Below are 24,542 nucleotides of genomic sequence, written 5' to 3'. Positions count from 1 at the left end.
CGGCTGGATCGCGTCCGCGCGCTGGCGACGTGGGTCGGCGAGGGCCGCCCCGTGACCGAGGAGGGCGAGCTGGGTCCCGGCGAGGCGGCCGCTGCGGCGCGAGAACTCGGCATCGTCGGCGCTTCCGCGACGACGGAGCTGGCGCAACTGTGGGAACTGGCCGACGCCCTCGGGTTCCTCGACGTGCGGGACGACGACGCCGTCGCCGCCGGGACGGTGGACGAGTGGCCGGATGGTGACGACGACACGGTGCTGCGGGTCTGGCGTCAGGCGCTGACCGAGATGACGGCGTGGAGCGTGCTCACCGACGCCGACCGTGCCGAGGAGACGGCTCTGGACCTCCGCCCGGCGGGCAGCACGGTGCTGACTCTCGTTCCCGCGCGCGAGCACGGCCTTCCGCTGGCCACGCTGGCTGAGATGATCCACACCATGGCGGTCGCAGACCTACCATCCGAACTGGCCGACTCCGCGTGGCAGGCCTGGGTCGCCGCACACGGCGACCCAGCGCGCGTGCTCTACGAGCGGATGGTCGACCTGGGCGCCGTCGAGATCGACGACACGGACGTCGTCCGGCTGACACCGCTGGGGCAGTACGCCCTGTGGGAGGACATGCGGTGGGAGATCGAGATTCCGCTGCTGCCGGAACCGCGCGAGATGACGGCCGCCCAGCTCGTGTTGGTCGGCACCAGCGGCAGTGACGAGCAGCTTGCCGAGGAGTGGCAACGGTGGCGCGCGGAGCGGGAATCGGACACGGCCGCCCGGGAGCTGGCGGAGGTCGCAGGCGCGGGAGGACCCGACGAGCGCATCATCGTGACGTCGCTGCTCCGCGACCTCGGCACCCACGCCGACGACGTGTGGCGCGATTGGCTCGACGACCCCTCGCTGCGCCCCTACGCGAAGCAGGCGCTGAGTGAGCTGCACGGTCCGGCGCCCGAGTTCGACCCGGGCGTCGACGACCTGGCGTGGCTCCTGCTCGATCTCTACTGCGAGGTCGACGAGGACGAACCGCCGGAGGACCTGGGTGAGGCGCTCGCCGACGCGGTGCGCCCCGGAGAGGAAGCCGTGTTCGATGCGATGACCCGGCTCGACCATCCCCACCGGCACACGGTGCTCACGCTGATCGGGCGGCACCATCCGGACAAGGCGGTGGCGAAGGCGGCGCGGAAGGCGTCGTTCCGGGCGCCCGGTTCGTAGTTCGCGGCTTACGTGCCGATGCTGTCGATGACGGCCTCGGCCACGGCCTTCATGGTGGTGCGGCGGTCCATCGCGGTGCGCTGGATCCAGCGGAAGGCGTCCGGCTCGGTGAGCCCCTGGTTGGTCATCAGCATGCCCTTGGCACGGTCGATCACCTTGCGGGTCTCCAGCCGTTCGTTCAGGCCCGCGACCTCGGACTCCAGCGCCTGCAACTCGGCGAACCGGCTGACGGCGAGCTCGATGGCGGGGACGAGATCCCGCTTGGCGAACGGCTTGACCAGGTACGCCATGCTGCCCGCCTCCCGGGCACGTTCCACCAGGTCACGCTGGCTGAACGCGGTGAGGATGACGACCGGCGCGATGCGGTCCCCGGTGATCTTCGCCGCCGCGTCGATCCCGTCAAGCTTCGGCATCTTGACATCGAGGATGACGAGATCGGGCTGGAGCTCGCCCGCGAGCTTGATCGCTTCCTCGCCGTCCCCGGCTTCGCCGACGACCTCGTAACCCTCTTCACGGAGCATCTCGACGAGGTCGAGTCGGATCAATGCCTCGTCCTCGGCGACGAGCACGCGACGCTGGGGCGTGGGAGCGGCGTCGTTGGCTTCGCTAGCCGCTTCGCTCACCGGGGGTCCTCCTGGACGATCGACGGTACGGTCTGACTGTGGCGGTCCGCCACCGGAGAGGTTACCGGTAACAGCGGCGCAGGTCGTGATGGCGTTCGCCACGTGCCGTGACCATCCGGCCCCGTCTGCACCCGTGCCTGCGAAGCACAGCCCCCGGATGCCGAACGCCGCGCGACGCCGAGTAAGCTACGCACTACGCCCCCGTAGCCCAATCGGCAGAGGCAGCGGACTCAAAATCCGTCCAGTGTGCGTTCGAGTCGCACCGGGGGCACCCTCCGTCACCACACGAAACGGCCCTTCACCTGCGCAAACGCGGTGAGGGGCCGTTCTCGTAGTGTCCGGCCGTGTCCGGCTATGTACCGCCGTCGTCCGGCGTCTGTGGCACCGGTGTGGAACGAGACTCAGCTGTGGGGAGCCCGAGCACCCGGTCGATGCGCTCGCGGGCGGCCTCCTCCTGGCCGGCGAGGACCTTCGCGTAGATCTGGTGGAGGACGGCTACGGAGTGGCCGGCCCACTCGGCCACCTGTGTCGAGGGCACGCTGGCCGCGAGCCACGTCGACACGCAAGCGTGCCGCAGCTCGTAGGGCCGTCGGGCAAGTACGGAAGCGTACTCGGCTTCCGTCAGCACCGTTCCGCGGGCGTTGTCCCACACCCGCGCGATCGTGGATTCGCCCACGAGCCCACCTGTGAAGTTTCGGAACAGCCGGCCATCGCCTGCGGTGCCGTACCGCTTCAGGTGTGCGTACAGCAGCTCGGTCAGCGGCGGACGACACGGCACGTGCCGCACCTCTCCCCTGCCACGCTGCTTGAGCGTTCAGCAGCCGTCACCAAGGTGTTCACATCGCCGGAGGTCAGCAGTCCGGTTGTGAGCTCGCGAAATCCGGCGCGGCGCGTCTGGGGCCAGGAACCGGCCGGGCTGGTCGCACCCCGCGGTCTTCGGTAGTTGACCACGCCGGAGTGTTCCAGTAGTAAGTGATCAAGCGACGGGGACAGCAATTTCGTAGTGGACCGCCGGGTTGTGGTGCGGGTCGGTTCGGCCGTCGTGGTCGAGGGGTAGCGCACGGCGAGCCAGGGTGCGTGCGGTGGACTTTTCGGCCCGTCCGCGCGCGCCGCGGCGGTACCCACGATCTCGTCGTCGAGCGCCGCGAATTGTCGCGGGTGCGAGAAATAGGCGCTGTCCATGTCGATGACGTCGGCGTGCCATTGGGGTCGGCAACCGTGGCCGAAAACCCGGTAGAAGGTGTCAAGAATGATCGATCTCGCGCCGTCGGCATCGGCCGGTACGCTTCGCGAATCACGTACTGGCCGACTCGGCGTTCGTCCAGGTTCGCCACGGTTACCTCCCTCATCGACGGTCGTTGTTGCAAGCCATATGCAATTTGCGTCAGACCCTCTCGCGCACCGAACGCTGGCGACCGTTCGCCGAGGCAGTGGGCGCGTACGTGAACTCGGCCAACGCCGACGGCTTGGAGCCCGCACCGCCCGAAACCGACCCCTACTCACGCGACTACGAAGCCGCGCTGCGCACCGTTGAGTGCAACGACAGCACGCGGCCGAGCCGCGCGGAAGTCATCCGCGACATCCGCCAGCTGCGCGAGACCGACCCGCACCCGATCCTCACGGGACTGGAAGCGACCACCCGTGCCTTCTGGGACAGGCCGCGAGAAAACGCACAGGCTGGGCAGCTCCGAGATGCCCCCGATTCTGCTCACTCAGGCCGAACACGAACCGACCACGCCTTGTGATGGCGCCAAGCGCATGCAGGCCGAGCTTCCGGGCTCCCGCATGGGTAGTGCTCGTCATGGGCGGGCATCGTCGAGTCGCTGGCCGCGAGCCACGTCGACACGGTCGGTCGGAGTGATCGGCCCGCGCCTGCGTTGCGGGAGGCGCCTAGACCGTGGCGGGTTCCTTCCCGGCTGTGGCGGACTCCGGGTCGTGCCTGCGCAGTGCGACCAGGGCGACCGCGCAGATCGCGACCACCGCGGCGGCACCGACATAGAGCTGGGTCGCCGAGGCGCCTGCGTCCTTGAACATCCCCGCGACGGTCGGGGACAGGATGGCGCCGATACGCCCCATGCCGAGCGCCCAGCCCATGCCGACGCTGCGGACGTTGGAGGGGTACAACGCGGGCCCGACGGTGTACGCACCGGCGATGCAGCCGTTGATCAGCGCACCGACGATGACGCCGATTCCCAACCCGAGCCACAGGATCGAGGTGCTGAGAATGAAGATAATCATCATCGTCGCGGAGAGCAGCGAGAACCCGATCAGCACGCCTCGCGGCGCTCGCACCCGGGCGGCCAGGCCGTAGAGCACCGAGCCGAGCGTGCCGCCGATCGAGATCGCCATCCCGGCGGTGACCGCGGCGCTCTCCGAAAGCCCGTCCTCGACCAGCAGGGTGGGAGTCCAGCTGTTCACGAAGTAGAAGCCGAACATGATGGTGATGAAGGTGATCCAGAGCAGGATCGTGGGGGTGATCAGCTGCTTCAGCCACCCCGAGCTGGTCTGCCTGGCTTCCGCCCGACCGGAGGCCGCCTGGTCGAGGTCCGTCTGGCTCATGGAGTCCATCCCCATCCGCGCCAGCGTCCGGTTGATGCCGTCCAGGGCGCCCCGCGGACGGCGCTGCTCCAGGAAGGCGATCGACTCGGGCAGAAGCAGCGCGATGACGACCAGGGCGAGCAGCGTTCCGAAACCGCCGACGTAGAAGACGATCCGCCAGTCACCGCTCACCGTGGCCTTCGCGACCACGCTCGCCACGGTCGCACCGATGCCGTACCCGGCGGTGTAGATGCCGATGGCAAGCCCGCGGTTCTTCGCGTTCGAGAACTCGCTGGCGATCACGTTGGTGCTGGCCAGAATGCCGCCCACGCCGATGCCGGTGAGGAGTCGGAAGAAGCCCATCACCGTCACTGACGGGGCCATCGCGGCGCCGAACATCCCGATCGTGCCGAGGGTGAGGCTGATCAAGATCAACGGGCGACGCCCGATCAGGTCTGCGAAGGGTGCGAGCAGCATCGAACCCACGGCCATTCCGATCAGGCCGACCGAGACCAGCAGTCCGAACTGGGAGCCGTTCAGGCCGAACTCCTCGCTTACCGAGGGGCCGGTGAATGCGACCGCCATGACGTCGAAGCCGTCGAGGCAGTTCATGAAGGTGCACAGCGCGACGATCAGCCATTGGTAGCCGGACATCGGCGCCGCGCCGATGCGTTCAGTGATGTTCATGGAGGCGTCCAGAGGTGAGGGATCCGGTACGCCGGATCAGGTGAGGTGGAGGGTGACGGTGGCGCGGTCGCCAGTGCTGTTGGCCACCGCGCGGGAGACGCAGAGGCAGAGGTTCGCGGAGCGCCGCTTCTGCTCTTCGCTGAGGAAGACGTCGCGGTGGTCGATGGTGCCGTCCACCTCGACGACCTTGGCCAGGCAGAGTCCGCACTCGCCCTTGCGGCAGTCCGAGAGCGTGTCGACTCCGGCTGAGTTCAAGGCGTCCAGGATCGAGGTGTCGCGTGCGACCACGACCTCGCGGCCGAGCTGCGGCAGGAACACCCGGAACTCCTCGGCACCGAATCGGCCGCTCGATCCGAAGGTTTCGAACCGCAGATTGGTCGCCGGCAACGCGTGGTCGGTCCAGCTTGACTTGATCGCGTCCATCAGACCGATGGGACCGCACATGTAGAGCTCGGTCGTGGCCGCGTTCGGTGCCGCAGCGATGGTGCCGACCAGGTCGGGAACCGACAACGGCGTGCCTTCGTCGTCAACGTGAACGCGGACCCGGTCACCGTGCTCGGCGGTGAGCTCGTCGACGTAGGCCATCACCCGGCGACTGCGGCCGACGAGCACGAGCTCGTAGTCGGCCCCGCGGCGGCGAAGTGCTGACGCCATCGCGACCAGTGCGGTGATGCCGATGCCGCCTGCGACTAGGACGTAACGGCTGGCGCCGACCGCGAGCGGAAAGTTCTGCACCGGACCGGTGACGGTGAGCTCGTCACCGACGACCAGTGCGTGCATCGCCTCCGAACCTCCCCGGGAGTGGGGCGAGAGCTGCACGCTGAGCGTGAGCCGGCGTCCGCGGTCCTCGGACCGGACGATGGAGTAGGACCGGACCTGCCGTCGGCCGTGGATGTCCAGATCGACGTCGAGGTGAGTGCCGGGGGCCGCGTGCTCGGGGTGCTCGACGTCGAGCACGATCCGGCGGACGCCGTCCGCCACGTAGTCGGCCTCGACGATCCGCCCGCGCTGCCAGCAGGCCTGACGCTGGACCGCCATCAGGCACCCCGCTCAACTGCGGGAGCCGCCGACGGCCGCCCCTCGGCTGCCAGCATCCGCTCCAGGATCTGACGCACCCACATCCCGCCGGCGTCGATGTTGAGGCTGTAGAACTCGTGCTCGGGGTTGGCGTCGATCGCACTCTGCTGGGCGCGCAGCATGTCCTCGTCCTCGCCGAAGACACCGTGCACGGCTTGGCGCAACTGAGTGGTGATGGCCTGGCTGTCCAGGCAGTAGTTGCGCATGAACGCCCAGAAGTAGTGACAGGTGCGGTCGGTCTCGGGCGTGATCGTGTTCATGACGTAGCCGTTGACCCCGTGGCTGCGGTCGCCCTCGGGGGCACCGGTGCCTGCCTTGGCGACTCCCACGTCGATGCGGATCGTGCCCGGCGCTTCGAACGTGATGATCTGCCAGCGGTCGACCTTGCCCTCGAAGCCCGGGAACTTGTCGCGCATGTTCTTCAACCAGAACGGCGGGGCGTCGATGTCGCGCATCCACCGGGTGACGGTGACGGTGTTGCCCTCGTGGACCACGTCGAACTCTGCCTCGGAAAGCTCGTCCTGGCCGATGCTCGAGGAGTGCACGAACTCCTCATGGGTGAGGTCCATCAGGTTGTCGAGCACCAGCTGGTAGTTGCAGTCGGCGTGGATGGTCTCGCCGTCACCGGCCCAGGCCGGGTCGTCCATCTGGTGCATGTCGGGCACGCCGGCCGGATCGGCCAGGTCGGGATCGCCCACCCACACCCAGATGTATCGGTAGCGTTCGACCACGGGATAAGCGGGGACGATCGCGCTCGGGTTGAGGGTTTCCTGCGCGGGCATGCCGGTGCATCGACCCGTCGAGTTGTAGCGCAGCCCGTGGTAGGGGCACTGCAGCTCGTCCCCGATGATCTTGCCTTTCGACAGCGGCGCGAGCCGGTGCCAGCAGGCGTCCGCGAGCGCGACGGCCCGGCCCTCAGTGTTGCGCCACAGCGCCAGCGATACGCCGGCGACGATGCGTGCCAGTGGCTCCTTGGCGGTGACCTCGTAGTCCCAGGCCGCGACGTACCACGCGTTGCGGGGGTAGTTGAAGATCTTCGCCGCGGCGGTGGTCGGTGCCGCGGCATCAGCCGGTGGAGGGGTCGTCAGAGTCATAGCAAGACTCCCTATGGAGATAGGTACTTGTAATGCGGGCCACAAGATAGCTATGGATATAGTTAGTTGGCAAGAGTGGATAGCGTGACTGGCCCGAGGGGAGGGAGACCTTGTCGCTGCGATATGCGCTGATCGCGCTGCTGACCGGTCGTCCCATGACCGGGTACGACATCTCGAAGAGCTTCAGCCGCTCGGTCGCGCACGTCTGGCACGCCCCGGACTCACAGATCTACCCCGAGCTCAACCGGATGGAGCGCGACGGACTCCTCGACTCCGTCGAGGTGCCCTGGGGAAAGAAGGGCACCAAGAAGGAGTACCACGTCACCGACGCGGGGCTGACCACCTTCCGGAAGTGGATGGAAGCGCCGCTCGTGCCGCAGCGACAGCGGGATCCCGCCCACCTGAAGGCGGCGTACTACGACTTCGCTGCCCCCGAGGCGGTGCGCGAGCAGCTGCGACAACAGCAGGCGTACTGGGAAGAGCACCTGGCCATGCTCGAGGGGACCCGGGCAACACTCGTCGACCGCAGTCATCCCACCCTGGCGGCAAGGATCGCCAAGCTGGACGAGCACGAGGCCGAGCTGACCGTCCGTTTCAAGATCTACGCCTACGACGGGCTCATCGCCCGCGCTCGCACCGAACTGGCGTGGATCGAAGACGGCTTCGCGCTGCTCGACGAGATGTACGACTCCTGAGCGAGGCTGCCCCGCACGGCCTGCACGCGACGCCTTACCGCCTCGTCTTGTTTGACCTCAAGTACGACGCAGCGGTCGCTGAACTTCGTGGCGCCCACACCGGCGGGAGTCGTGGCGGCGCGAGCGAGCGTGCGGGGGAGTACCCCAGTGCGCGGTCGGCGCGGTACCGAAACCCGGAGTCCGGAAGTCGGGGATCCTGCTTGCTCAGTTCAAGGCCAAGGGCCTTGCGGGCCCGGCCGGACGGTGTCGGCCGGGCCCGCGATGCGCTCAGTTCTGGTTCCACCAGTAGGCGACCTCGCCGAAGTCGGCGCTCCCGTCCTTGACCAGATCAACGATGACCTGGAACCTGTTCCCCTCGCGCAGGTTGTACCGGCCGCCGTACGACGCCTTCGCGGTGTCGCAGGTGCCATTGCCCCCGGCTCGCAGGGTGTACTGGTAGGTGTTGGCGGTGTAGTCCCAGACTCGGACCCGGGCGGACCACCCGTCGGCCTGGATGTCGCAAACCTGCATCACGTCGCCGTAGGTTTCGAACGTGACCCGCCCGCCCGGGTTGTCGTCCCTCGTGTACATGGTGTAGTCTACGGAACTGGCGCTGGCCGCCGTGCCCGCCTCGCCGAGCGGCGCGGTGCCGCCGGCCGGCGAGGCAGCGGCGTGCGGAGCGAAGACGAAGCCAGCCGTGAGGGTGGCGGCGGCCGCGGCTGCGATACGAACCTTTCGATGCATCGATATCTCCCGATGTTCGCGTGGCGCGATCTGCGCCCGGGCCCCGAGTGGGGTGTCCCACGTCACCGTAGCGGACAAGATCGTCGGTGAGAATGTCGCTCAGCAACATCAGTTCACACGTGACGATCGGCCAGTCGGCCGTTCCGCATGCTGACGGTCGCCGCTTCCGTGAGTGGGGACGCTGGCAGAGAGGGCCTGCTCCGGCAGACTTCCCACTCTGGACCGAACATGCCTCCCGCCCGTTCAGGCGGTTCCTTGGCTGAACCGACCCAAAGCCACCCACCTTGAGTCCCCGCTAAGTCCGTCTTGTCCGACTTCGCGTGCGCACGAGGCCGGTTTGCTCTCCTCCACGAGTTCATCACCGAAAGGACGACGGACAGTCCAGCCACGACTCGCAACGAGGACAACCACCGGGGAATTGCGTGGAAGCGCTTCGCGATGTTCGTACCAGAGCGGTTACTCAGAATTTCCTGGCGAGATTCCCCTGACCGGCTCGCCCCCACAGAACCACCGATCCGCCACTTTCAGAATATAGCGCACTGGGGGCCTTGCGGCAAGACCTGGTATGTGCCGCAGAATCTTTGAAGTCAGAACCCGCGGAAAGCGGGTATTCGAAGCACGTCCGCTCGCGTGTGGGCGCGGCCGGAACGCGCAGCAGGCGGCGAAAGGCGCATCCAGGCAACGGGGGGTTTTCCTATGAACGACGTGATCATCGCCGGCGGTGGACCGACCGGCATGATGCTGGCCAGCGAGCTACGGCTGCACGGCGTGGACGTGCTCGTGCTGGAGCGGGAGGCGGAGCCGAGCACGGTCGTCCGCGCGCTCGGGCTGCACGTGCGCAGCATCGAGTTGATGGACCAGCGGGGTCTGCTGGAGAGATTCCTGGCGCGCGGCCAGACGTACCCGGCCGGTGGCTTCTTCGCCGGTATTCCCACGCCGCCACCCAACCGGCTGGACACCGCGCATGCCTACGTTCTCGGCATCCCGCAGCCCATCACCGACCGCCTGCTGACCGAGCGGGCCAGCGAGCTCGGTGCCGAGATCCGGCGCGGATGCGAACTGGTCGCACTGCACCAGGACGACGAGGGAGTGACTGTCGAGGTCACCGAGGGGGCCACCCCGGACGGCGGGGACACCACCCGGCTGCGCTCACGCTACCTCGTGGGCTGTGATGGCGGACGCAGCACGGTGCGCACGCTGCTCGGCGTCGGCTTTCCCGGCGAGTCGTCCACGACCGAGACCCTGCTGGGCGAAATGGAGGTGACCGCGCCACCGGAGACCGTGGCCTCCGTCGTCGCCGAGGTCCGCGAGACCGAGCAGCGGTTCGGCCTCGGGCCCCTCGAGGACGGGGTGTACCGCGTGGTCGTCCCCGCCGAAGGAGTGGCCGAGGACCGCTCGGTCCCGCCGACCCTGGCGGAGTTCCGGCACCAGCTGCGGGCCATCGCCGGCACCGACTTCGGCGTGCACTCGCCGCGCTGGCTCTCCCGCTTCGGCGACGCGACCCGGCAGGCCGAGCGCTACCGGGCCGGCCGGGTACTGCTGGCCGGCGACGCCGCGCACGTCCACCCACCCGTCGGCGGACAGGGCCTCAACCTCGGTATCCAGGACGCGGTCAACCTCGGCTGGAAGCTGGCCGCCGAGGTCCACGGCTGGGCACCGGAGGGCTTGCTGGACACCTACCACACCGAGCGGCACCCGGTGGCCGCCGCCGTGCTGGACAACACCCGCGCGCAGATGGAGCTGATGTCCACCGAGGCGGGGCCGCGGGCGGTGCGCCGGCTGGTGTCGGAACTGATGGGCTTCGACGAGGTGAACCGCTACCTCATCGAGAAGATCACCGCGATCGGAATCCGCTACGACTTCGGCGCCGGGCACGACCTCCTCGGCCGACGGATGCGGGACGTGAAACTGAAGCGCGGCCGCCTCTACGAGCTCATGCGCGACGGACGCGGCCTGCTGCTCGATCAGACCGGCCGGCTTTCGGTGCGGGGATGGGCGGACCGGGTCGACCACGTCGTCGACACCAGCGAGGAGCTGGACGTGCCGGCCGTCCTGCTGCGGCCGGACGGCCACGTGGCCTGGGCCGGTGAGGATCAGCAGGGGCTGCTCGACCAGCTGCCTCGGTGGTTCGGCGCCGCCGCAGGCTGAGGTGCCGGGCACCGGCGTGGGCACCCGGCGAGCCCGGAGCTCAGTGGCCCTGCGCGACCACACCGCTCAGTTCGTTGGGTGCCCGCTCCAGCTCCACGGATGCCGTCGTCTCACCGGAGGCGAGGTCGACCGCGTGCAACGCGCGCTGCCCGGGGTCGGAGACGAAAGCCGTGCCACCACGCACGAAGATCGCCGGGCGCGGCTCCTGCCACTCCAGCGGCTCCTCCCACTCGTCCAGCACCGGGATCGTGCGCACCACCGTGCCCTCGTCCTGGTCGAGCACATGGATCGCACCGTCGGTGCCGAGCACGAGCGCCTCGCCCTCCGGGCCCCGAGCCAGCGACCGGAACGTGTAACTCGTGCCGAGCTCGACCAGCCGCAACGACGCGTCCTCGGTGTCGATGAGCGACACCCGCGTGGGTCGTTCCAGCTCGGCGTCCTCGTCCTGCTTGTAGTCACCGAGCACGATCGGCGAGGCTTCGGTGCCCGCCTGGTTACCGATGCGGCCGTACTCGGTGGGACTGTCGATCTTCTCGATGACGCCGTCCCGGTAGACGAGCACGCCGTCCTCGCACCCGACCACCACGGCCCCGCCCCGGGCGGTCGCCTCGCCGTGCACGCCGGGGCATTCCTCGTTGCGGGCGATCTCGTTCCGCTCCGCGTCGAGGACCCTGATCCCGGTGCGCTCCTCCTCGGTGCCGAGGGTGACCAGGAGCTCGCCGTTGTCCAGCTCCACGGCGACGCCGTGATGCGGCTCGGCCGTGGTGTAGGACGTGGTGTCCGGCGTGCCGCCGCCCAGTTCGTGCGGGTCGAAGCTGCGCACCTCGCCCGTGCCGTCGGTGAACAACACCGTGCGGCCCGCGTGCCGGACGACGTGACCCGGCTCCGCGCCGGGGAACTCGACGTCGGTCAGCTGCCCGCCCACCGCGTCGAGCACCCGGAACCCGCCGGAGGTCGACACGAGCACATGGCGGTCGTCGCCTGCCGGGTTCACCCGGGTGAATCCCTCGATCGCCACGTCGGCCTCGACCTCGAGCGTCGTGCCGTCGAGCACGTACACGCCGCCGTCGTAGGTCGCCACGACCGGGTCGGCGATGGCGCGCCCGCCACCTGCCCGCTCCGCGCCGTCCCGCTCGGCGTGCGACTCCCGGTCACCGGCGCCACACGCGCCGAGTGTGACGAGCGTGGCCGCTGCCGCGGACAGTGCGGCGAGGCGCCGTGTCCCTCTGCTACTTGCCATGACTCCGTTTCCTTTCGTTCAAAACAGATCACTTCCGGTCGAGGCCGTCGACGATCGTGTCGGTGTTGGTGCGCATCATGTCCACATAGGTCGGTGCGTCGCCGTCCGGTCCGGTGAGCGACTCCGAGTACAGCGACAGGACCCGGACACGCACTCCCGCCTGGGCCGCCAGCACGCGGGCGAGCCGGTCCGGTTGTGAGGAGTCAGCGAAGATGGCGCCGACGTCGGCGGCGCGGATCGCGTCGGCCAGCTCGTTGAGATCCGACGCGCTCGGCGAGGCCAACGTCGTACCACTGGGCACCACGGCCCCGACCACCTCGAACTCGTAGCGCCGGGCGAGGTAGCCGAACACGTGGTGGTTGGTCACGAGCGTGCGGTCCTGCACCGGAATGGCGGCGAAGCGCTCGCTCATCCAGCGGTCCAGCTCCTCCACCCGCTTCCGGTACGAGGACGCGTGCTGCCGGAGCGCGGCTTCGTCAACTCCGTCCACCTCGGCGACGATCTTGTCGGTGAGCACGTCCACCGCGGTGCGCACGCGGCGCGGGTCGGTCCAGAAGTGCGGGTCCGGACGGCCCTTCTGGTCCTCGTTCCGATAGCGCAGGGGGTCCACCCGCTCCCCGACGGCCAGCGTGGGCACCCCCGCGGAGGCCGCGGCGTCGACGTGACGCTGCACGCCCTCCTCGAGACCGAGTCCGTTGGAGACGACCAGGTCGGCGCGCTCCAGTCGCGCCGCCTCCTGGGCCGAGATCGCGAACGAGTGCGGGTCGGCGTTGGGCTTCATCAGCACGGACACCGGAACCTCGTCGCCGACGACCGCGCGAGTGATGTCGCCGAGGATGTTGGTCGTCACCACGATCCCGCCGTCCTCGGACGCCGCACCGGAGCATCCGGCGAGCGCGAGCAGGAACACGGCACCGATCGCACGCAGCGCCCTCATCGCCCCGTCTCCACGACGTACGACGGAGTGATGTCCAGGTCGAAGGCGCGCGCGAGGCGGAGCTCGTCGTTGTAGTCGATCTCGTACACCCGGCGCCGGTCGGGATCGTTGACGTACGCGCGGCTGGTGTCCACCTGGATGGACGGCGCGGCGCCCTCGGGCACGCCGCCCGGCAACAACGCTGCGCTCGCGACCTCCTCACCGGTGGCGTGATCATAGGCGTGCAGCACTCCGTCAGCGGTGAGGGCGAGCACAGGCCCGCCACCGCCTACGGTGTTGACGGCGACGACCGGGCCGGTCTCGAACAGCCTCGCGTGCCGCTCGGCAGCGTCCAGCACCAACACTCCCCGCTCGCCTGCCGGTGCCGTCAGCGTCGCGCTGCCCGGACGATGGGTGAACGCCGTCGCACGCGAAGAGCCCGAAAGCCCTCGCGGATACGCGATCCGCACACCGTCGAATTCGCCGTCGTCCTCGTGCACGAGCAACGCGCCGTCCGCACAGCCGACCACGACTCCGCGCCGGGTCACCGCGGTGCCGCTCGGTGCGGGGCAGGGCTGGTCGATCGTCGCGGCGGGATCACCGTCGCGGGTGCGCACGGAGACGCCATCGTCGGTGGCGACCACCAGGTGCTGTTCGTACGGCACCGCGAGCCCGTCCACGGGCGCACCGGGCTCGGTCCGGCCGTCCTCGAGGGCGTGCCGGTCCAGCAGTGCCGTGGTTCCCTCCTCCTGTGCCACGGCGGTCACGGACGAGTCGGCGTGCGCGGCCACGGCGCGGCCGTCGATCTCACCGGCCCGCCGGATCTGTGCGCGGTAGTAGTGCACGTGGTCGCCGTGGTCGACCGTCCAGGACCCGCCGTCGAGCACCCGCGTCGACTCGCCGGTGACCAGATAGGCGAAGCGCCCGTCGGTGTGGACGCTGTCCACCTCCGCGACGTCGTCGAGCCGCGTGATCTCTTCCGTCAGCAGGTCGAGCACACGGACCGCTCCGGTCTCCGCGTCGGCGAGCACGAGCCGGGATTGGACCTCGGCGACCTCCTCCGCGCCGTCGACGTAGCCGTGCGGAGTGGAAACCTCGGATGCCGGCGGCTGGTCGCGGCCGCAGGCGGTCAACGCCAGTCCGGCCGACACGGCCAGTACGGCGGCTTTGCTGTACGCGATCACGATGAGTAGACGCTCTCCTTGGTAGTGGTGCGGCGGAGGTGCTCCCGCACGCGGGCGGTCAGTGCGGACACGAAGAACAGCGCCACGGCGACCGCGGCGATCGTCGCGCCGGCCGCGGTGCCCCCGTGCCACGAGATGAGAAGTCCGGACGTGGTCGCCACGCAGCCGAGCAGGGCGGCGCCGAGCATGATCAGTGGAATCCGCGTCGCCCAGAACATCGCCGCGGCCGGTGGCGCGATGAGCAGGCCGAACACCAGCAGCGTGCCGACCACGTGGAAGGACGCCACGATCGCCAGCGTGAGCAGGCACAGCAACGCCGCGTGGGCGAGCCGGGGCCGGAGCCCGAGCGTGGCGGCGGTGCGCGGGTCGAAGCTGAGCGCGACGAACGCTCGATGGCCGAACGCGGACACGACGGCGGCGACGGCCAGCGCCGCGCCGAGCTGGAGGAGGTCCTGCCCGCGGACGGCGAGGACATCGCCGAACAGAAAGCCCGTGAGGTCCACCGCGAACGACCGCGAGTGGGACACGATGATCACCCCGGTCGCGAGCATGCCGACGAACAGCAGGCCGATCGCGGTGTCCTGCGAGAAGCGCCGGGAACGTCCGAGCGCGGTCACGCCGAGCGCCATCGCGCCCGCGGCGAGACCGGCGCCGAGCAGGAGATTCCCGCCGGTCAGCGAGGCGAGAGCGACCCCCGGCAGCATGCCGTGCGACATCGCGTCACCGAGGAAGGCCATACCGCGCAACACCACCCAGGTGCCGGCCAGCGCACAGATGAGCGACACGAGGGTGCCGCCCCACAGGGCCCGTTGCACGAAGGAGACCTCGAACGGGGTGATCAACCACTCCACGACGGAGGACCCTATAATGAAAACGAATTTCATTACAACTTAGGAGTGTCATGCCACACACGGACCGCACGGGCGGGGTAGCGATCCGCGGGCTGTCCGCCGGCTATGCGGGCACGGTGGTGCTGCACACGATCACGGCACGGTTTCCTCTCGGAGGGGTGACCGCGATCGTCGGCGCGAACGGGTCGGGGAAGTCGACCCTGCTCAGCGCCGTCGCGGGCGTGCTGCCGCCCGTCACGGGCGCGGTCGACCTACCGGGCGGAACGCGGCCCGCGTTCGTGGTGCAGCGAAGCGCGGTGCCCGACCGGCTGCCGATCACCGTGCGCGAGACGGTGGAGATGGGCCGCTGGGCACGGCGGGGCCCCTGGCGCAGGCTGTCCGATGAGGACGACGAGATCGTCGCCGAGAGCATGCGGGCGCTGGGCGTTTCCCCGCTCGCCCGGCGGCGGCTGAGCACGCTCTCCGGCGGGCAGCGGCAACGTGTACTCGTGGCGCAGGGAATCGCGCAGCGGTCGAACGTGCTGTTGCTCGACGAGCCCACCGCCGGGCTCGACGGGACGGCGAAGGACGCGATCGCGGCGGCGCTCGCCGAGGAGGCCGCGCGAGGCGCGGCGGTGGTCCACGTGACGCACGACCGAGCCGACGCCGCGAGCGCCGACCACTGCCTGGTGCTCTCCGCCGGTCACCTGGCCGGGGAAGGCCCGCCGGGTACTGTGCTCGGTGGCCACGTGCCGGACACGGCCCGCCGCCGCGCGACGATCACGGACGGGTCGTTTCCGCCATCCGGCGTGGCCGTCGCCGACCACGGCACGACCGAGTCCGGCCACGCCTGACCGGAGCGGTACCCGGACGGGCCGCGTCCGGCGTTTCCCGGAGCCGGTCTGGTGTCAGCTCCCCAGCGGAGCGCCGACCGAGAAGGTCGCGCCGAACGGGTCGGTGATCTCGGCCAGCCGACCGTAGACCATGTCGAACGGCTCGGTGGCGGCGCCGCCCGCGTCGGCGGCCCGCCGCGCCGTCACGTCACAGTCCTCGACCTGGAACAGGGTCGTCCACCGGGACTTCCCGGCCGTCGGGTCACCCACGATGCCACCGATCTCGTGGCCGTCGGGCCTGCGCAAGAAGGTGAAGTCCGCGTCCGGCATGTTCGGGTCCGAGTCGAGCGTGTAGTCGAAGACCGCGGTGTAGAAGTCCCGGGCCCGCCCCGGTTCGGCGGTGATGAGGTCGTTGCGAAGCAGGGCGTTCGGCTCGTTGACGATCTGACACCCGATGTGCGCCCGCGCCTGCCACAGTCCGAACTGCGCGCCCGCGGGGTCCCTGATGATGGCCATCCTGCCCTGATCCATCACGTCCATCGAACCGGACAGGACCGCACCGCCCGCGGCCTCGGCCCGGGCCACCGTGGCGTCGCAGTCGTCGGTGGCGAAGTAGAGATTCCACCAGAATTCCGTGGCGTCGGGGTCCGGGTTCGGCATGATCGCCGCGACCGGCCGGCCGCGCAGCAGGCACAGCGTGTAACGACCGGTCTCCTCCGGGCCCACGTCGAACTCCCAGCCGAACAGCGCGCCGTAGAACGCCATCGCCCGGTCGAGATCCGGAATACCGAGATCGATCCAGGTCGGTGTACCCGTCGGCTGGGCCGTGGTCAGCTCACTCATCGTTTCTCCCCACATCGTCGTACTGGGGCGACGGTAGCGCCGGGGTCCGACAACGGCAGGGTTGTGTCACCGGCTCGGGAACGGGGTCCGCGGCGTGCCGTCCCGGCGACGAGGCAGCCCGGCCCGGATGAGGCCGGGCAGGAACCTCGACCACGGCTGTCGATCAGCGACGGGGACTCGCCGAGAACGACGGACCGCGCACCCTTCGCGGACCTCCGGGTACGCGCCCCAGGGGCGTGCGGGACAATGACGGCCATGGTCGAGCAGAGTCTCTGGATGCGCAAAGTCGCGGCCGACCCTTCGCACTCGACCTGGTATGTCGAGCGCTTCCGCTCACTGGCACGGGCGGGTGAGGACCTCGCCGGAGAGGCCCGCCTCGTGGACACCATGGTGCCGCGCCGGGCGCGTATCCTCGACGCGGGCTGCGGGCCCGGCCGCGTGGGCGGCGCGCTGGCCGCGGCCGGTCACGACGTCGTCGGTGTGGACGCCGATCCGGTTCTCATCGACGCGGCCGAGCAGGACCATCCCGGACCGCTCTGGTTGGTGGCCGACCTCGCCGAGCTCGACCTGCCCGCACGCGGCGTCAGCGCACCCTTCGACGCGGTCGTCTGCGCAGGGAACGTGCTGCCGTTCCTCGCACCGAGCACCCGCGGCGACGTGCTGAGCCGGATTCGCCGCCACCTCGCGCCGGACGGCCGCGCCGCGATCGGTTTCGGGGCCGGTCGCGGGTACGAGTTCGCCGAGTTCCTCGCCGACGCCTCGGCCGCCGCGTTGGAGCCCGACCTGCTGCTGTCCACGTGGGACCTGCGCCCGTTCAGCGAGGACTCCGACTTCCTCGTCGCCCTGCTCCGCTCCCGGTGACCGGCACGAGCCGGCCTCGCCCGGTGTCCTCGTGAGCGCCGACCGGTGATCCAGGCGACCAGTGCCGCACGAACGCGCGGGCCCGGGCCGCTCCGCGCGGTGATTCCGCTACTACACACCGGCGTTTCCTGCTATGCTGCTCGGCGAGTGACACCGCGCGAAGGAGCGAACACCGTGGTGATGGACGACGACCTCTCCGGGTAATACCCGGACGGTCGAACCCGCCGACGCGGACACGAGCATGTCCGGTCGGCGTGCCGTCGTGTCGTCACCGACGCCTACCCGCGCGGCCGCGCCGCGCCCGTCTTCTCCGCGAGGCTACGTCACCATGTCCGACCCCCGTGTCGTCTGTTCCGCCCTGTCCTTCTCCTGGCCCGACGGGACCCCGGTCTTCGAGGACCTGTCCTGCACCGTCGGCGACGGGCGCACCGGTCTGGTCGCGCCCAACGGCGTCGGCAAGAGCACCCTGCTCAAGCTGATCGTCGGTGAGTACCGGCCCGACCGGGGGTCCGTCACGGTCGACGGCACCGTGGGCTACGTCCCCCAAGACCTCCCGCTCACCGGCGACCGGACGGTGGCCGAGGTCCTCGGTGTCGCGCCGGTCATCGCGGCGCTCGACGCCATCGCCGCCGGTGACGCGAGCGAGGAGCACTTCACCACGATCGGCGACGACTGGGACATCGAAGAACGCACCACAGCCGAGCTGGAGCGACTCGGCCTCGGCGGGTTGTCCCTCACGCGACGGCTGGACACGCTCAGCGGCGGCCAGGTCACCGCGCTCGGCATCGCGGCGCAGCTACTCATTCGCCCCGACGTCCTGCTGCTGGACGAGCCGACCAACAACCTCGACCTCGACGCGCGACGCAGGCTCTCCGGGGTGCTCGACGACTGGAGCGGATGCCTGGTGGTGGTCAGCCACGACCGCGCCCTGCTCGACCGGATGGACCGCATCACCGAACTCGACCGCGACGGTATCCGGTTCCACGGCGGCGACTTCTCCGCCTACGAACAGGCGGTACGCGCCGAGCGGGAGGCCGTGGAAGCCGACATCCGCAACGCCGAACAGCAGGTCAAGCGCGAGAAGCGGGAGATGCGGGAGGCCCGCGAACGGGCGGCGCGCAGGGCCGGTGCCGGAGCGCGCGAGGCCAGGAGCGGCGGCATTCCCACAGTGCTGGCGGGCGCGCTGAAGCGCCGTGCCCAGGAGTCGGCGGGCAAGTCCCGCGAGGTGCACGGCCAACGGCTCGCCGAGGCCAGGGCCAAACTGGACGAGGCGAGCTCGATGCTGCGCGACGAGCGCACCATCGCCGTCCGCCTGCCCGAAACCGCCGTGCCCGCCGGACGCACCGTCGTCCTCGCCGAAGGTGTCCACGTGCGCTACGACGGGCACGACCTGTTCGACGGCACCGGAATCGACCTCCACATCAGGGGACCCGAGCGGATCGCGCTGACGGGGCCGAACGGAACGGGCAAGTCCACCCTGCTGCGCGTCCTGGGCGGAGCGCGGGAACCGGACGCCGCCCGGACGCTGCGCGGCAACGGTCGCGTCGCCTACCTGTCGCAACGCCTGGACCTGCTGGACCCCGGCCGCTCGGCGGCCGAGAACCTGGCCGACTCCGCGCCGCGGAAGCAGGCCTCCGAGCGCATGCACCTGCTCGCGCGCTACCTCTTCACCGGCCCGCGTGCCCGCCTCCCGGTCGGCATGCTCTCCGGAGGCGAACGGCTGCGCGCCACGCTCGCGTGTGTGCTCCACGCCGAACCGGCACCGCAGTTGCTCCTGCTCGACGAACCGACCAACAATCTCGACCTCGACAGCGTCGGCGCACTGGAAGAGGCGCTGGGCGCCTACCAGGGCGCCTTCGTCGTGGTCAGCCACGACGAACGGTTCCTCACCGCGATCGGGGTGAGCCGGTGGCTGCGGCTGGCGGGCGGACGACTGCGCGAGGTCTGACGCCCGGCCCGATGTCGCTGGTCGCGGACGGCCGGAGGCCCGGCAGGGCGTCACGCGCCCGCGCCTGCCGCTCGAACAGCGGGTGAACGGCTCAAGCCACGACGGCGACAGGATCGTCAACCGACGGACGTGCGCCGATCACGTGGCCGTCACCCGCGTGCGGTTCGGTCTGTGGCGTCGTCGAACGAAGGCAGGAGGACCGATGTCCACCGAGTCCCGCACTCCTTCCGGAGTCAACCGCAGACGCTTCCTCGCAGGCACGGGAGCGGTCGGTGCCGCCACCGCGCTGTTGGCGCTGATGGGCAACGTCGCCGCGGCCCACGGGCCCGGCGCCGGCACGAACCGCGGCACACAGGCGCCGGACAACGGCGGGTACGGTCCGCTGCGTCCGGCGCCGCCGCACGGGGAGCTGTTGCTTCCCGCCGGGTTCTCGTACGTCGCGTTCGGACACACGGGAACGCCCATGTCCGACGGCAACCCCACACCCGGGCGGCACGACGGCATGGCCGCGTTCGCGGGCGACGACGGGACGATCCGGCTCGTACGCAACCACGAGCAGTCGGGCGGCCCGGCGTTCGCCACGCCGCACTACGACCCCGCGGCCGCGGGGGGCACGACCACCCTGGTCTACGACCCGGACGCGCAGCGGCTCGTGGACACCGCTCCTACCCTGTCCGGCACCATCCGCAACTGTGCCGGGGGACCGACGCCGTGGGGCACGTGGCTGTCCTGTGAGGAGACCTTCACCGGCCTCGAGGGTGACCACCCGCACGGGTACGTCTTCGAGGTGCCCGCCGACGCCGACCACCCCGTCGACCCGGTGCCGTACCGGGCCATGGGCCGTTTCACCCACGAGGCTGTGGCCGTCGACCCGGCGACGGGGATCGTGTATCAGACCGAGGACCGGGGCAGCGCGGGCTTCTACCGGTTCGTCCCGGACGTGCCGGGCGACCTCCGCGCCGGCGGAACGCTCCAGATGCTGGCCGTCCGGGACCGGCCCCGCTACGACACCCGGCTGGGACAGCGGCCGGGCGAACCACTGCCGGTCGCGTGGGTCGACATCGCCGATCCGGACCCCGACAGCGCGGACTCGCTCGCGGTGTTCTACCAGGGCCGTGAACAGGGCGGTGCCGTCTTCGCGCGCCTGGAGGGTGCCTGGTACGGCGACGGCTCGATCTTTCTCAACTCGACCAGCGGGGGCGACGCGGGCCTGGGACAGGTGTGGCAGTACCGCCCCACCTCGGACTCGGGCGGCCAGCTCGTCCTTGTCTACGAGTCCACCGACCCAGAGCTGCTCCAGAGCCCGGACAACCTGTGCGTGTCCCCCACCAGCGGTGGACTGGTGCTGTGCGAGGACGGGGCGGGGCCCGACCTGCTGCGTGGCGTCACCACGCGCGGGGAGATCTTCGACCTCGCCGCGCTGAACAGCGCCAACACCAGTGAGCTCGCCGGGGCGACGTTCAGCCCGGACGGGCAGACGCTGTTCTTCAACGTGCAGTCCCCTGGCGTGACCTACGCCGTGACCGGGCCCTGGTCCTCCGGCGCCCTGTAACGAAGACCCGGGCCGGGCCGCCGGGCTCCCGCCCGCGGCCCGGCCCGTCCAGCGGAGGTACCTACTCGACGGCCATCTCCCCGAGTTCCGACCAGTCGTTCTGCTCCAGGGTCGTGTTGATCACGCGGGGCGTCTCCACCAGGTACGGCGGCAGCGTGCGCTGAGCGGTGCGGAAGTGCTCCGAGTTGACGTGCGCCGCGCCGGCCTCCCCGTCGCGGAACGCCTCGACGAGGACGTACTCGTTCGGGTCATCCACGCCGCGGGACCAGTCGAACCACAGACACCCCGGCTCGTTCCGCGTCGCCCGGGTGAAGTCGGCCGCGATCTCGGGCCAGTTGTCGGCGTGTTCGGGCCGCACCCGGAACTTCGCGGTAATGAAGATCATGTCGCTCCCCTCTCTCTGCCGTGTCGCCGTGCCGCTTCCGGGACGCGCCACGACGGTGTCGTTCTGGCGCCTGCGCGCACAGCGGCCGCGGTCCGTGGCTTGTGATTCCTCAGCGCCGGTGCGGGGCGACACGTCACCATCGATCGCGGCACTGTCCACGACCCTACCGCGCGGGGGCCGGACTCTCAGTCGGCGGCGGTGTACTGCGGTGCGCCCGGAGACCCACCGCACTCCTTCTGGCCGCGGCTCGTGGGCCGGACGGGACAACTCGCGGGCCCGGGAGGGGCAACTCGCGGGGCGGGAGGGGGCACCCCCGGGCCCGGCCTGGCACGGCGGGCCACGGTGATTCGGTTCGTGCCAGGCCGGGTCGGAAGCGCTCACGGTCGGGGAGCCGCGCCCGTCACCTCCGCCTGGAAGCGCTCCCAGTCAAGGATAGAACATTCCGCGGCGAACCCGGAAGACAACCCGGGAACAGTTTTCCGTCGAAACCTGTCGAATTCATCGGCGAGTTTTCGCCAGGCGGCCCCGGTCATCGCACACGTGAAATCGCGGACGGTGCGCGGAACACACCGCCCGCGACCTCACACGCGTCAGCGGAAGAGCACGTCCGAACAGTTGTAGAACGCTTCCGGACTGTCGGAACGCTGCCAGATGGAGTAGATGAGGTGCCTGCCGCTCTTGTCGGCGGGCAACTCGGCCTCCCAGGTGTACTCCGCTCCGTGCGGGCCCTCACCGTTGATCGGCGGGTCGGTGACGGTGTCGAACGGCACCGGCTCCAGGTCGGACCAGCTCAGCGGCTGATGCGGGTCCCAGCCGTCCTTGGTGACGTACTGGGTCCACGTGCCCGGGTGCGCGGCCCAGGCGTTGTAGCGCAGGGTCACGGTGGCCCCGGCCTCCAGCTCCGTGGTCGGCCAGTCGGTGCGCGCCATGTTGAAGGCGTCGAAGGTCGGCGACGGTCCGCACAGCGAACCGTCCGGGATGATCTCGCGGTGCCGTCCATCCGCGTCGCTGATCAGGTTGCCGAACCAGTTCCACAGCGCGGTCTTGCCCCCGCGGGCGATCGCCTCCGCGCACGCCGGGTTGGTGGGGGCCAGATCACCACCCTCGCCGCCTTCCAGGCCGTTGACGTAACACGCGTAGGTCCTGGTGGAAGGGTAGGTCAGTCCGCCGTGGGCGTGCGCCACCCCGGCGTTGAACAGCATGGTCACGAGCAGCGCGACGGCCCCGGTCGCGCCGAGCACCGTCGTTCGACGTCGCGTTCTCACGGGATTCTCCTCCGGTCGACTTCGCTTCCTGGTGAACTCCCGTGGCCCGTCGGACACGGTACGCGGAGAGGTCGCCGACGATACCGCCGAACAGGTACACCACCACGTTCCGGACACGACCTTCTCCGACGTTCGGACGCAATTCTTGGACCCGGACCGGCATACCGTTTACAGAACGCGCGGACCGGCGCTAGCCTTCCCGGACTGGAAGCGCTCCCAGTGATGACAACGGTGACGACACGAGGAGATCCAGGATGAGATTCCCCGATACGCGCACGAAACCGCGTGCGCGTTCCATCGGCGTCCTCGCGGCGGCGGTGGCCTGCGCGCTCGGAACGGGCACGCTCGTCGACACGACCACCACCGCCACGGCCGCCACCACCCCGGCGGGGGGCGAGTCGACCGCCCAGCAGGCACGGGTGGACAACCCCTACGAAGGCGCCGAGGTGTACGTGAACCCGGACTGGTCGGCCAAAGCGGCCGCCGAACCGGGCGGTGACGCGGTCGCGAACGAGCCGACCGGCGTCTGGATGGACCGGATCGCGGCGATCGAAGGGACTCCGGGCGCGCGCGGCCTGCGGGCCCACCTCGACGAGGCGGTCCGTCAGGCAGGCGGTGACCCGCTGGTGTTCCAGCTCGTGATCTACAACCTGCCCGGGCGCGACTGTTCCGCGCTCGCGTCCAACGGCGAACTCGGCCCCGAGGAGATCGGCCGCTACAAGCACGACTACATCGACCCGATCGCCGACATCCTCGACGACCCGGCGTACTCGGACCTGCGGATCGTGACGACGGTGGAGATCGACTCACTGCCGAACCTCGTCACCAACGTGACTCCCCGGGAGACCGCGATGCCGCTGTGTGACGAGATGAAGGCCAACGGCAACTACGTCGAGGGCGTCGGGTACGCGCTGAACCGGCTCGGCGACATCCCGAACGTGTACAACTACGTCGATGCGGGCCACCACGGCTGGATCGGCTGGGAGAACAACTTCGGCGCCTCGGCCGAGATCTTCTACGAGGCGGCGACCACCGCCGGTGCTACACCGTCCGATGTGCACGGCTTCATCACCAACACCGCGAACTACAGCGCGCTGGAGGAGCCGCACTTCGACGTCGGCGACACGGTGAACGGTACACCGGTTCGACAGTCGTCGTGGGTGGACTGGAACCAGTTCGTCGACGAGCTCTCGTTCGCGCAGGGCTTCCGCGACCGCCTGGTCCAGCAGGGCTTCGACAGCGACATCGGCATGCTGATCGACACCTCGCGCAACGGCTGGGGTGGTTCCGAGCGTCCCTCCGGCCCCGGCCCGATGACCACTGTGGACACCTACGTCGATGAGGGCAAGGTCGACCGCCGGATTCACCTGGGCAACTGGTGCAACCAGGCGGGTGCGGGCCTCGGCGAGCGGCCGACCGCCGGGCCGGAGCCGGGCATCGACGCCTACGTGTGGATGAAGCCGCCGGGCGAGTCCGACGGGGCGAGCGAGGAGATCCCGAACGACGAGGGCAAGGGCTTCGACCGGATGTGTGACCCGACCTACGAGGGCAACGCACTCAACCAGTACCAGCCGAGTGGCGCGCTGCCGGACGCGCCGATCTCCGGCCACTGGTTCTCCGCGCAGTTCCAGGAGCTGCTGGCCAACGCCTACCCCCCGCTGTGAGCGCCGGCGCACGACGCTAGGCGGACTCCCTCCGCACGAGCGAGACCGGAAGCACTCGGTGGCGGGCGCGCACGCGCTCGCCACCGAGCAGGCGCAGCAGCATGGCCACCATCTCCCGCACCTGGCGGCGCGGGTCCTGGTGGATCGAGGTCAGCGGCGGGTCGACGGCGGCGGCCAGCGTCGGGTGGTCGTCGAACCCGACCACGGCGACGTCGTGCGGCACCCGCCGTCCGGCGATCCGG

23 protein-coding genes and 1 tRNA gene are annotated in these 24,542 nt (G+C 70.0%); 10 read left to right on the top strand and 14 right to left on the bottom strand.

Translation table 11 applies throughout. From position 1 onward, the window contains the following. Positions 1–1,194 (top strand): hypothetical protein (locus tag SACSA_RS22255; protein ID WP_019815374.1); only part of this gene is annotated, 1,194 nt, incomplete at its 5' end. 8 nt (positions 1,195–1,202) lie between these two features. On the opposite strand, the gene SACSA_RS0109495 is transcribed toward SACSA_RS22255, so the two are convergent. After that, complete coding sequence (locus SACSA_RS0109495; RefSeq protein ID WP_028661720.1) at positions 1,203–1,817, bottom strand: ANTAR domain-containing response regulator; 615 nt, start codon at positions 1,815–1,817, stop codon at positions 1,203–1,205. 197 nt (positions 1,818–2,014) lie between these two features. Between SACSA_RS0109495 and SACSA_RS0109490 the strand changes: the two genes are divergently transcribed. After that, a tRNA-Leu gene (locus SACSA_RS0109490) sits at positions 2,015–2,088 on the top strand. An 81-nt stretch (positions 2,089–2,169) separates the two neighbouring features. On the opposite strand, the gene SACSA_RS22250 is transcribed toward SACSA_RS0109490, so the two are convergent. Then, complete coding sequence (locus SACSA_RS22250; RefSeq protein ID WP_232212898.1) at positions 2,170–2,493, bottom strand: site-specific integrase; 324 nt, start codon at positions 2,491–2,493, stop codon at positions 2,170–2,172. A 682-nt stretch (positions 2,494–3,175) separates the two neighbouring features. Between SACSA_RS22250 and SACSA_RS27110 the strand changes: the two genes are divergently transcribed. After that, positions 3,176–3,562, top strand: coding sequence for a hypothetical protein (locus SACSA_RS27110; protein ID WP_332253374.1), 387 nt, complete (start codon positions 3,176–3,178; stop codon positions 3,560–3,562). Between the two features lie 145 nt (positions 3,563–3,707). On the opposite strand, the gene SACSA_RS0109475 is transcribed toward SACSA_RS27110, so the two are convergent. From SACSA_RS0109475 to SACSA_RS0109465, 3 genes are read right to left on the bottom strand one after another with little or no spacing between them, the layout of a single operon-like run. Further along, a complete protein-coding gene (locus SACSA_RS0109475) occupies positions 3,708–5,042 on the bottom strand; it encodes an MFS transporter (RefSeq protein WP_019815366.1) in 1,335 nt (444 codons plus the stop codon). A 36-nt stretch (positions 5,043–5,078) separates the two neighbouring features. Then, positions 5,079–6,080 carry a PDR/VanB family oxidoreductase gene (locus SACSA_RS0109470; RefSeq protein ID WP_019815363.1) on the bottom strand — a complete coding sequence of 334 codons (1,002 nt, stop codon included), beginning with the start codon at positions 6,078–6,080 and terminating at the stop codon, positions 5,079–5,081. Continuing rightward, positions 6,080–7,213 (bottom strand): aromatic ring-hydroxylating dioxygenase subunit alpha, encoded by a 1,134-nt coding sequence (locus SACSA_RS0109465; protein ID WP_019815361.1) that lies wholly within the window; start codon positions 7,211–7,213, stop codon positions 6,080–6,082. Before SACSA_RS0109465 ends, SACSA_RS0109470 begins: the two co-directional genes overlap by 1 nt. 110 nt (positions 7,214–7,323) lie before the next feature. Between SACSA_RS0109465 and SACSA_RS0109460 the strand changes: the two genes are divergently transcribed. Further along, complete coding sequence (locus SACSA_RS0109460; protein WP_019815360.1) at positions 7,324–7,908, top strand: PadR family transcriptional regulator; 585 nt, start codon at positions 7,324–7,326, stop codon at positions 7,906–7,908. 267 nt (positions 7,909–8,175) lie between these two features. Here the strand turns inward: SACSA_RS0109460 and SACSA_RS22245 are convergent, their stop codons facing one another. Further along, complete coding sequence (locus SACSA_RS22245) at positions 8,176–8,697, bottom strand: hypothetical protein (protein WP_157596754.1); 522 nt, start codon at positions 8,695–8,697, stop codon at positions 8,176–8,178. 630 nt (positions 8,698–9,327) lie between these two features. Here SACSA_RS22245 and rox point away from each other — a divergent pair. Beyond that, on the top strand, positions 9,328–10,779 hold the full coding sequence (rox, locus tag SACSA_RS0109450) for a rifampin monooxygenase (protein ID WP_019815356.1): 1,452 nt from the start codon (positions 9,328–9,330) through the stop codon (positions 10,777–10,779). A gap of 40 nt (positions 10,780–10,819) precedes the next feature. Here rox and aztD read toward each other — a convergent pair whose 3' ends face one another. From aztD to aztB, 4 genes are read right to left on the bottom strand one after another with little or no spacing between them, the layout of a single operon-like run. Then, positions 10,820–12,019: a zinc metallochaperone AztD gene (gene aztD / locus SACSA_RS0109445; protein WP_019815354.1), complete on the bottom strand. Its 1,200-nt coding sequence runs from the start codon at positions 12,017–12,019 to the stop codon at positions 10,820–10,822. A 28-nt stretch (positions 12,020–12,047) separates the two neighbouring features. Next, positions 12,048–12,956, bottom strand: a complete 909-nt coding sequence (aztC, locus tag SACSA_RS0109440) for a zinc ABC transporter substrate-binding protein AztC (RefSeq protein WP_019815353.1) — start codon at positions 12,954–12,956, stop codon at positions 12,048–12,050. Further along, complete coding sequence (locus SACSA_RS0109435; RefSeq protein ID WP_019815352.1) at positions 12,953–14,119, bottom strand: hypothetical protein; 1,167 nt, start codon at positions 14,117–14,119, stop codon at positions 12,953–12,955. Before SACSA_RS0109435 ends, aztC begins: the two co-directional genes overlap by 4 nt. Further along, on the bottom strand, positions 14,116–14,970 hold the full coding sequence (gene aztB, locus SACSA_RS22240; protein WP_019815351.1) for a zinc ABC transporter permease AztB: 855 nt from the start codon (positions 14,968–14,970) through the stop codon (positions 14,116–14,118). The genes SACSA_RS0109435 and aztB overlap by 4 nt, the downstream gene beginning before the upstream one ends. Before the next feature lie 50 nt (positions 14,971–15,020). Between aztB and aztA the strand changes: the two genes are divergently transcribed. Then, complete coding sequence (aztA, locus tag SACSA_RS0109425; RefSeq protein ID WP_019815350.1) at positions 15,021–15,803, top strand: zinc ABC transporter ATP-binding protein AztA; 783 nt, start codon at positions 15,021–15,023, stop codon at positions 15,801–15,803. A 54-nt stretch (positions 15,804–15,857) separates the two neighbouring features. Here the strand turns inward: aztA and SACSA_RS0109420 are convergent, their stop codons facing one another. Next, entirely contained in the window at positions 15,858–16,625 is a 768-nt protein-coding gene (locus SACSA_RS0109420) for a VOC family protein (RefSeq protein ID WP_019815343.1), read from the bottom strand. Between the two features lie 255 nt (positions 16,626–16,880). Between SACSA_RS0109420 and SACSA_RS0109415 the strand changes: the two genes are divergently transcribed. From SACSA_RS0109415 to SACSA_RS0109405, 3 genes are all read left to right on the top strand, one after another. Next, positions 16,881–17,486 carry a class I SAM-dependent methyltransferase gene (locus SACSA_RS0109415; protein WP_019815341.1) on the top strand — a complete coding sequence of 202 codons (606 nt, stop codon included), beginning with the start codon at positions 16,881–16,883 and terminating at the stop codon, positions 17,484–17,486. 328 nt (positions 17,487–17,814) lie between these two features. After that, the gene (locus SACSA_RS0109410) at positions 17,815–19,434 is read left to right on the top strand and encodes an ABC-F family ATP-binding cassette domain-containing protein (protein ID WP_019815339.1); all 1,620 of its coding nucleotides are present in this window, start codon (positions 17,815–17,817) and stop codon (positions 19,432–19,434) included. A 202-nt stretch (positions 19,435–19,636) separates the two neighbouring features. Further along, positions 19,637–20,986: an alkaline phosphatase PhoX gene (locus tag SACSA_RS0109405; protein ID WP_019815337.1), complete on the top strand. Its 1,350-nt coding sequence runs from the start codon at positions 19,637–19,639 to the stop codon at positions 20,984–20,986. A 61-nt stretch (positions 20,987–21,047) separates the two neighbouring features. Here SACSA_RS0109405 and SACSA_RS0109400 read toward each other — a convergent pair whose 3' ends face one another. Beyond that, positions 21,048–21,371, bottom strand: a complete 324-nt coding sequence (locus SACSA_RS0109400) for a putative quinol monooxygenase (protein WP_028661719.1) — start codon at positions 21,369–21,371, stop codon at positions 21,048–21,050. 590 nt (positions 21,372–21,961) lie between these two features. Further along, positions 21,962–22,636 carry a lytic polysaccharide monooxygenase auxiliary activity family 9 protein gene (locus SACSA_RS0109395; protein WP_028661718.1) on the bottom strand — a complete coding sequence of 225 codons (675 nt, stop codon included), beginning with the start codon at positions 22,634–22,636 and terminating at the stop codon, positions 21,962–21,964. A 254-nt stretch (positions 22,637–22,890) separates the two neighbouring features. Between SACSA_RS0109395 and SACSA_RS0109390 the strand changes: the two genes are divergently transcribed. After that, positions 22,891–24,300: a glycoside hydrolase family 6 protein gene (locus SACSA_RS0109390; RefSeq protein WP_019815334.1), complete on the top strand. Its 1,410-nt coding sequence runs from the start codon at positions 22,891–22,893 to the stop codon at positions 24,298–24,300. Between the two features lie 16 nt (positions 24,301–24,316). On the opposite strand, the gene SACSA_RS0109385 is transcribed toward SACSA_RS0109390, so the two are convergent. Further along, positions 24,317–24,542, bottom strand: a 226-nt coding sequence (locus tag SACSA_RS0109385; protein WP_198009030.1) for a substrate-binding domain-containing protein, incomplete at its 5' end; no start/stop codon positions are given.

Source organism: Saccharomonospora saliphila YIM 90502, from assembly GCF_000383795.1.
Classification (GTDB): domain Bacteria; phylum Actinomycetota; class Actinomycetes; order Mycobacteriales; family Pseudonocardiaceae; genus Saccharomonospora; species Saccharomonospora saliphila.
Note: the sequence above shows the minus strand (reverse complement) of the source record. Positions and strands in the feature narration are given on the sequence as shown.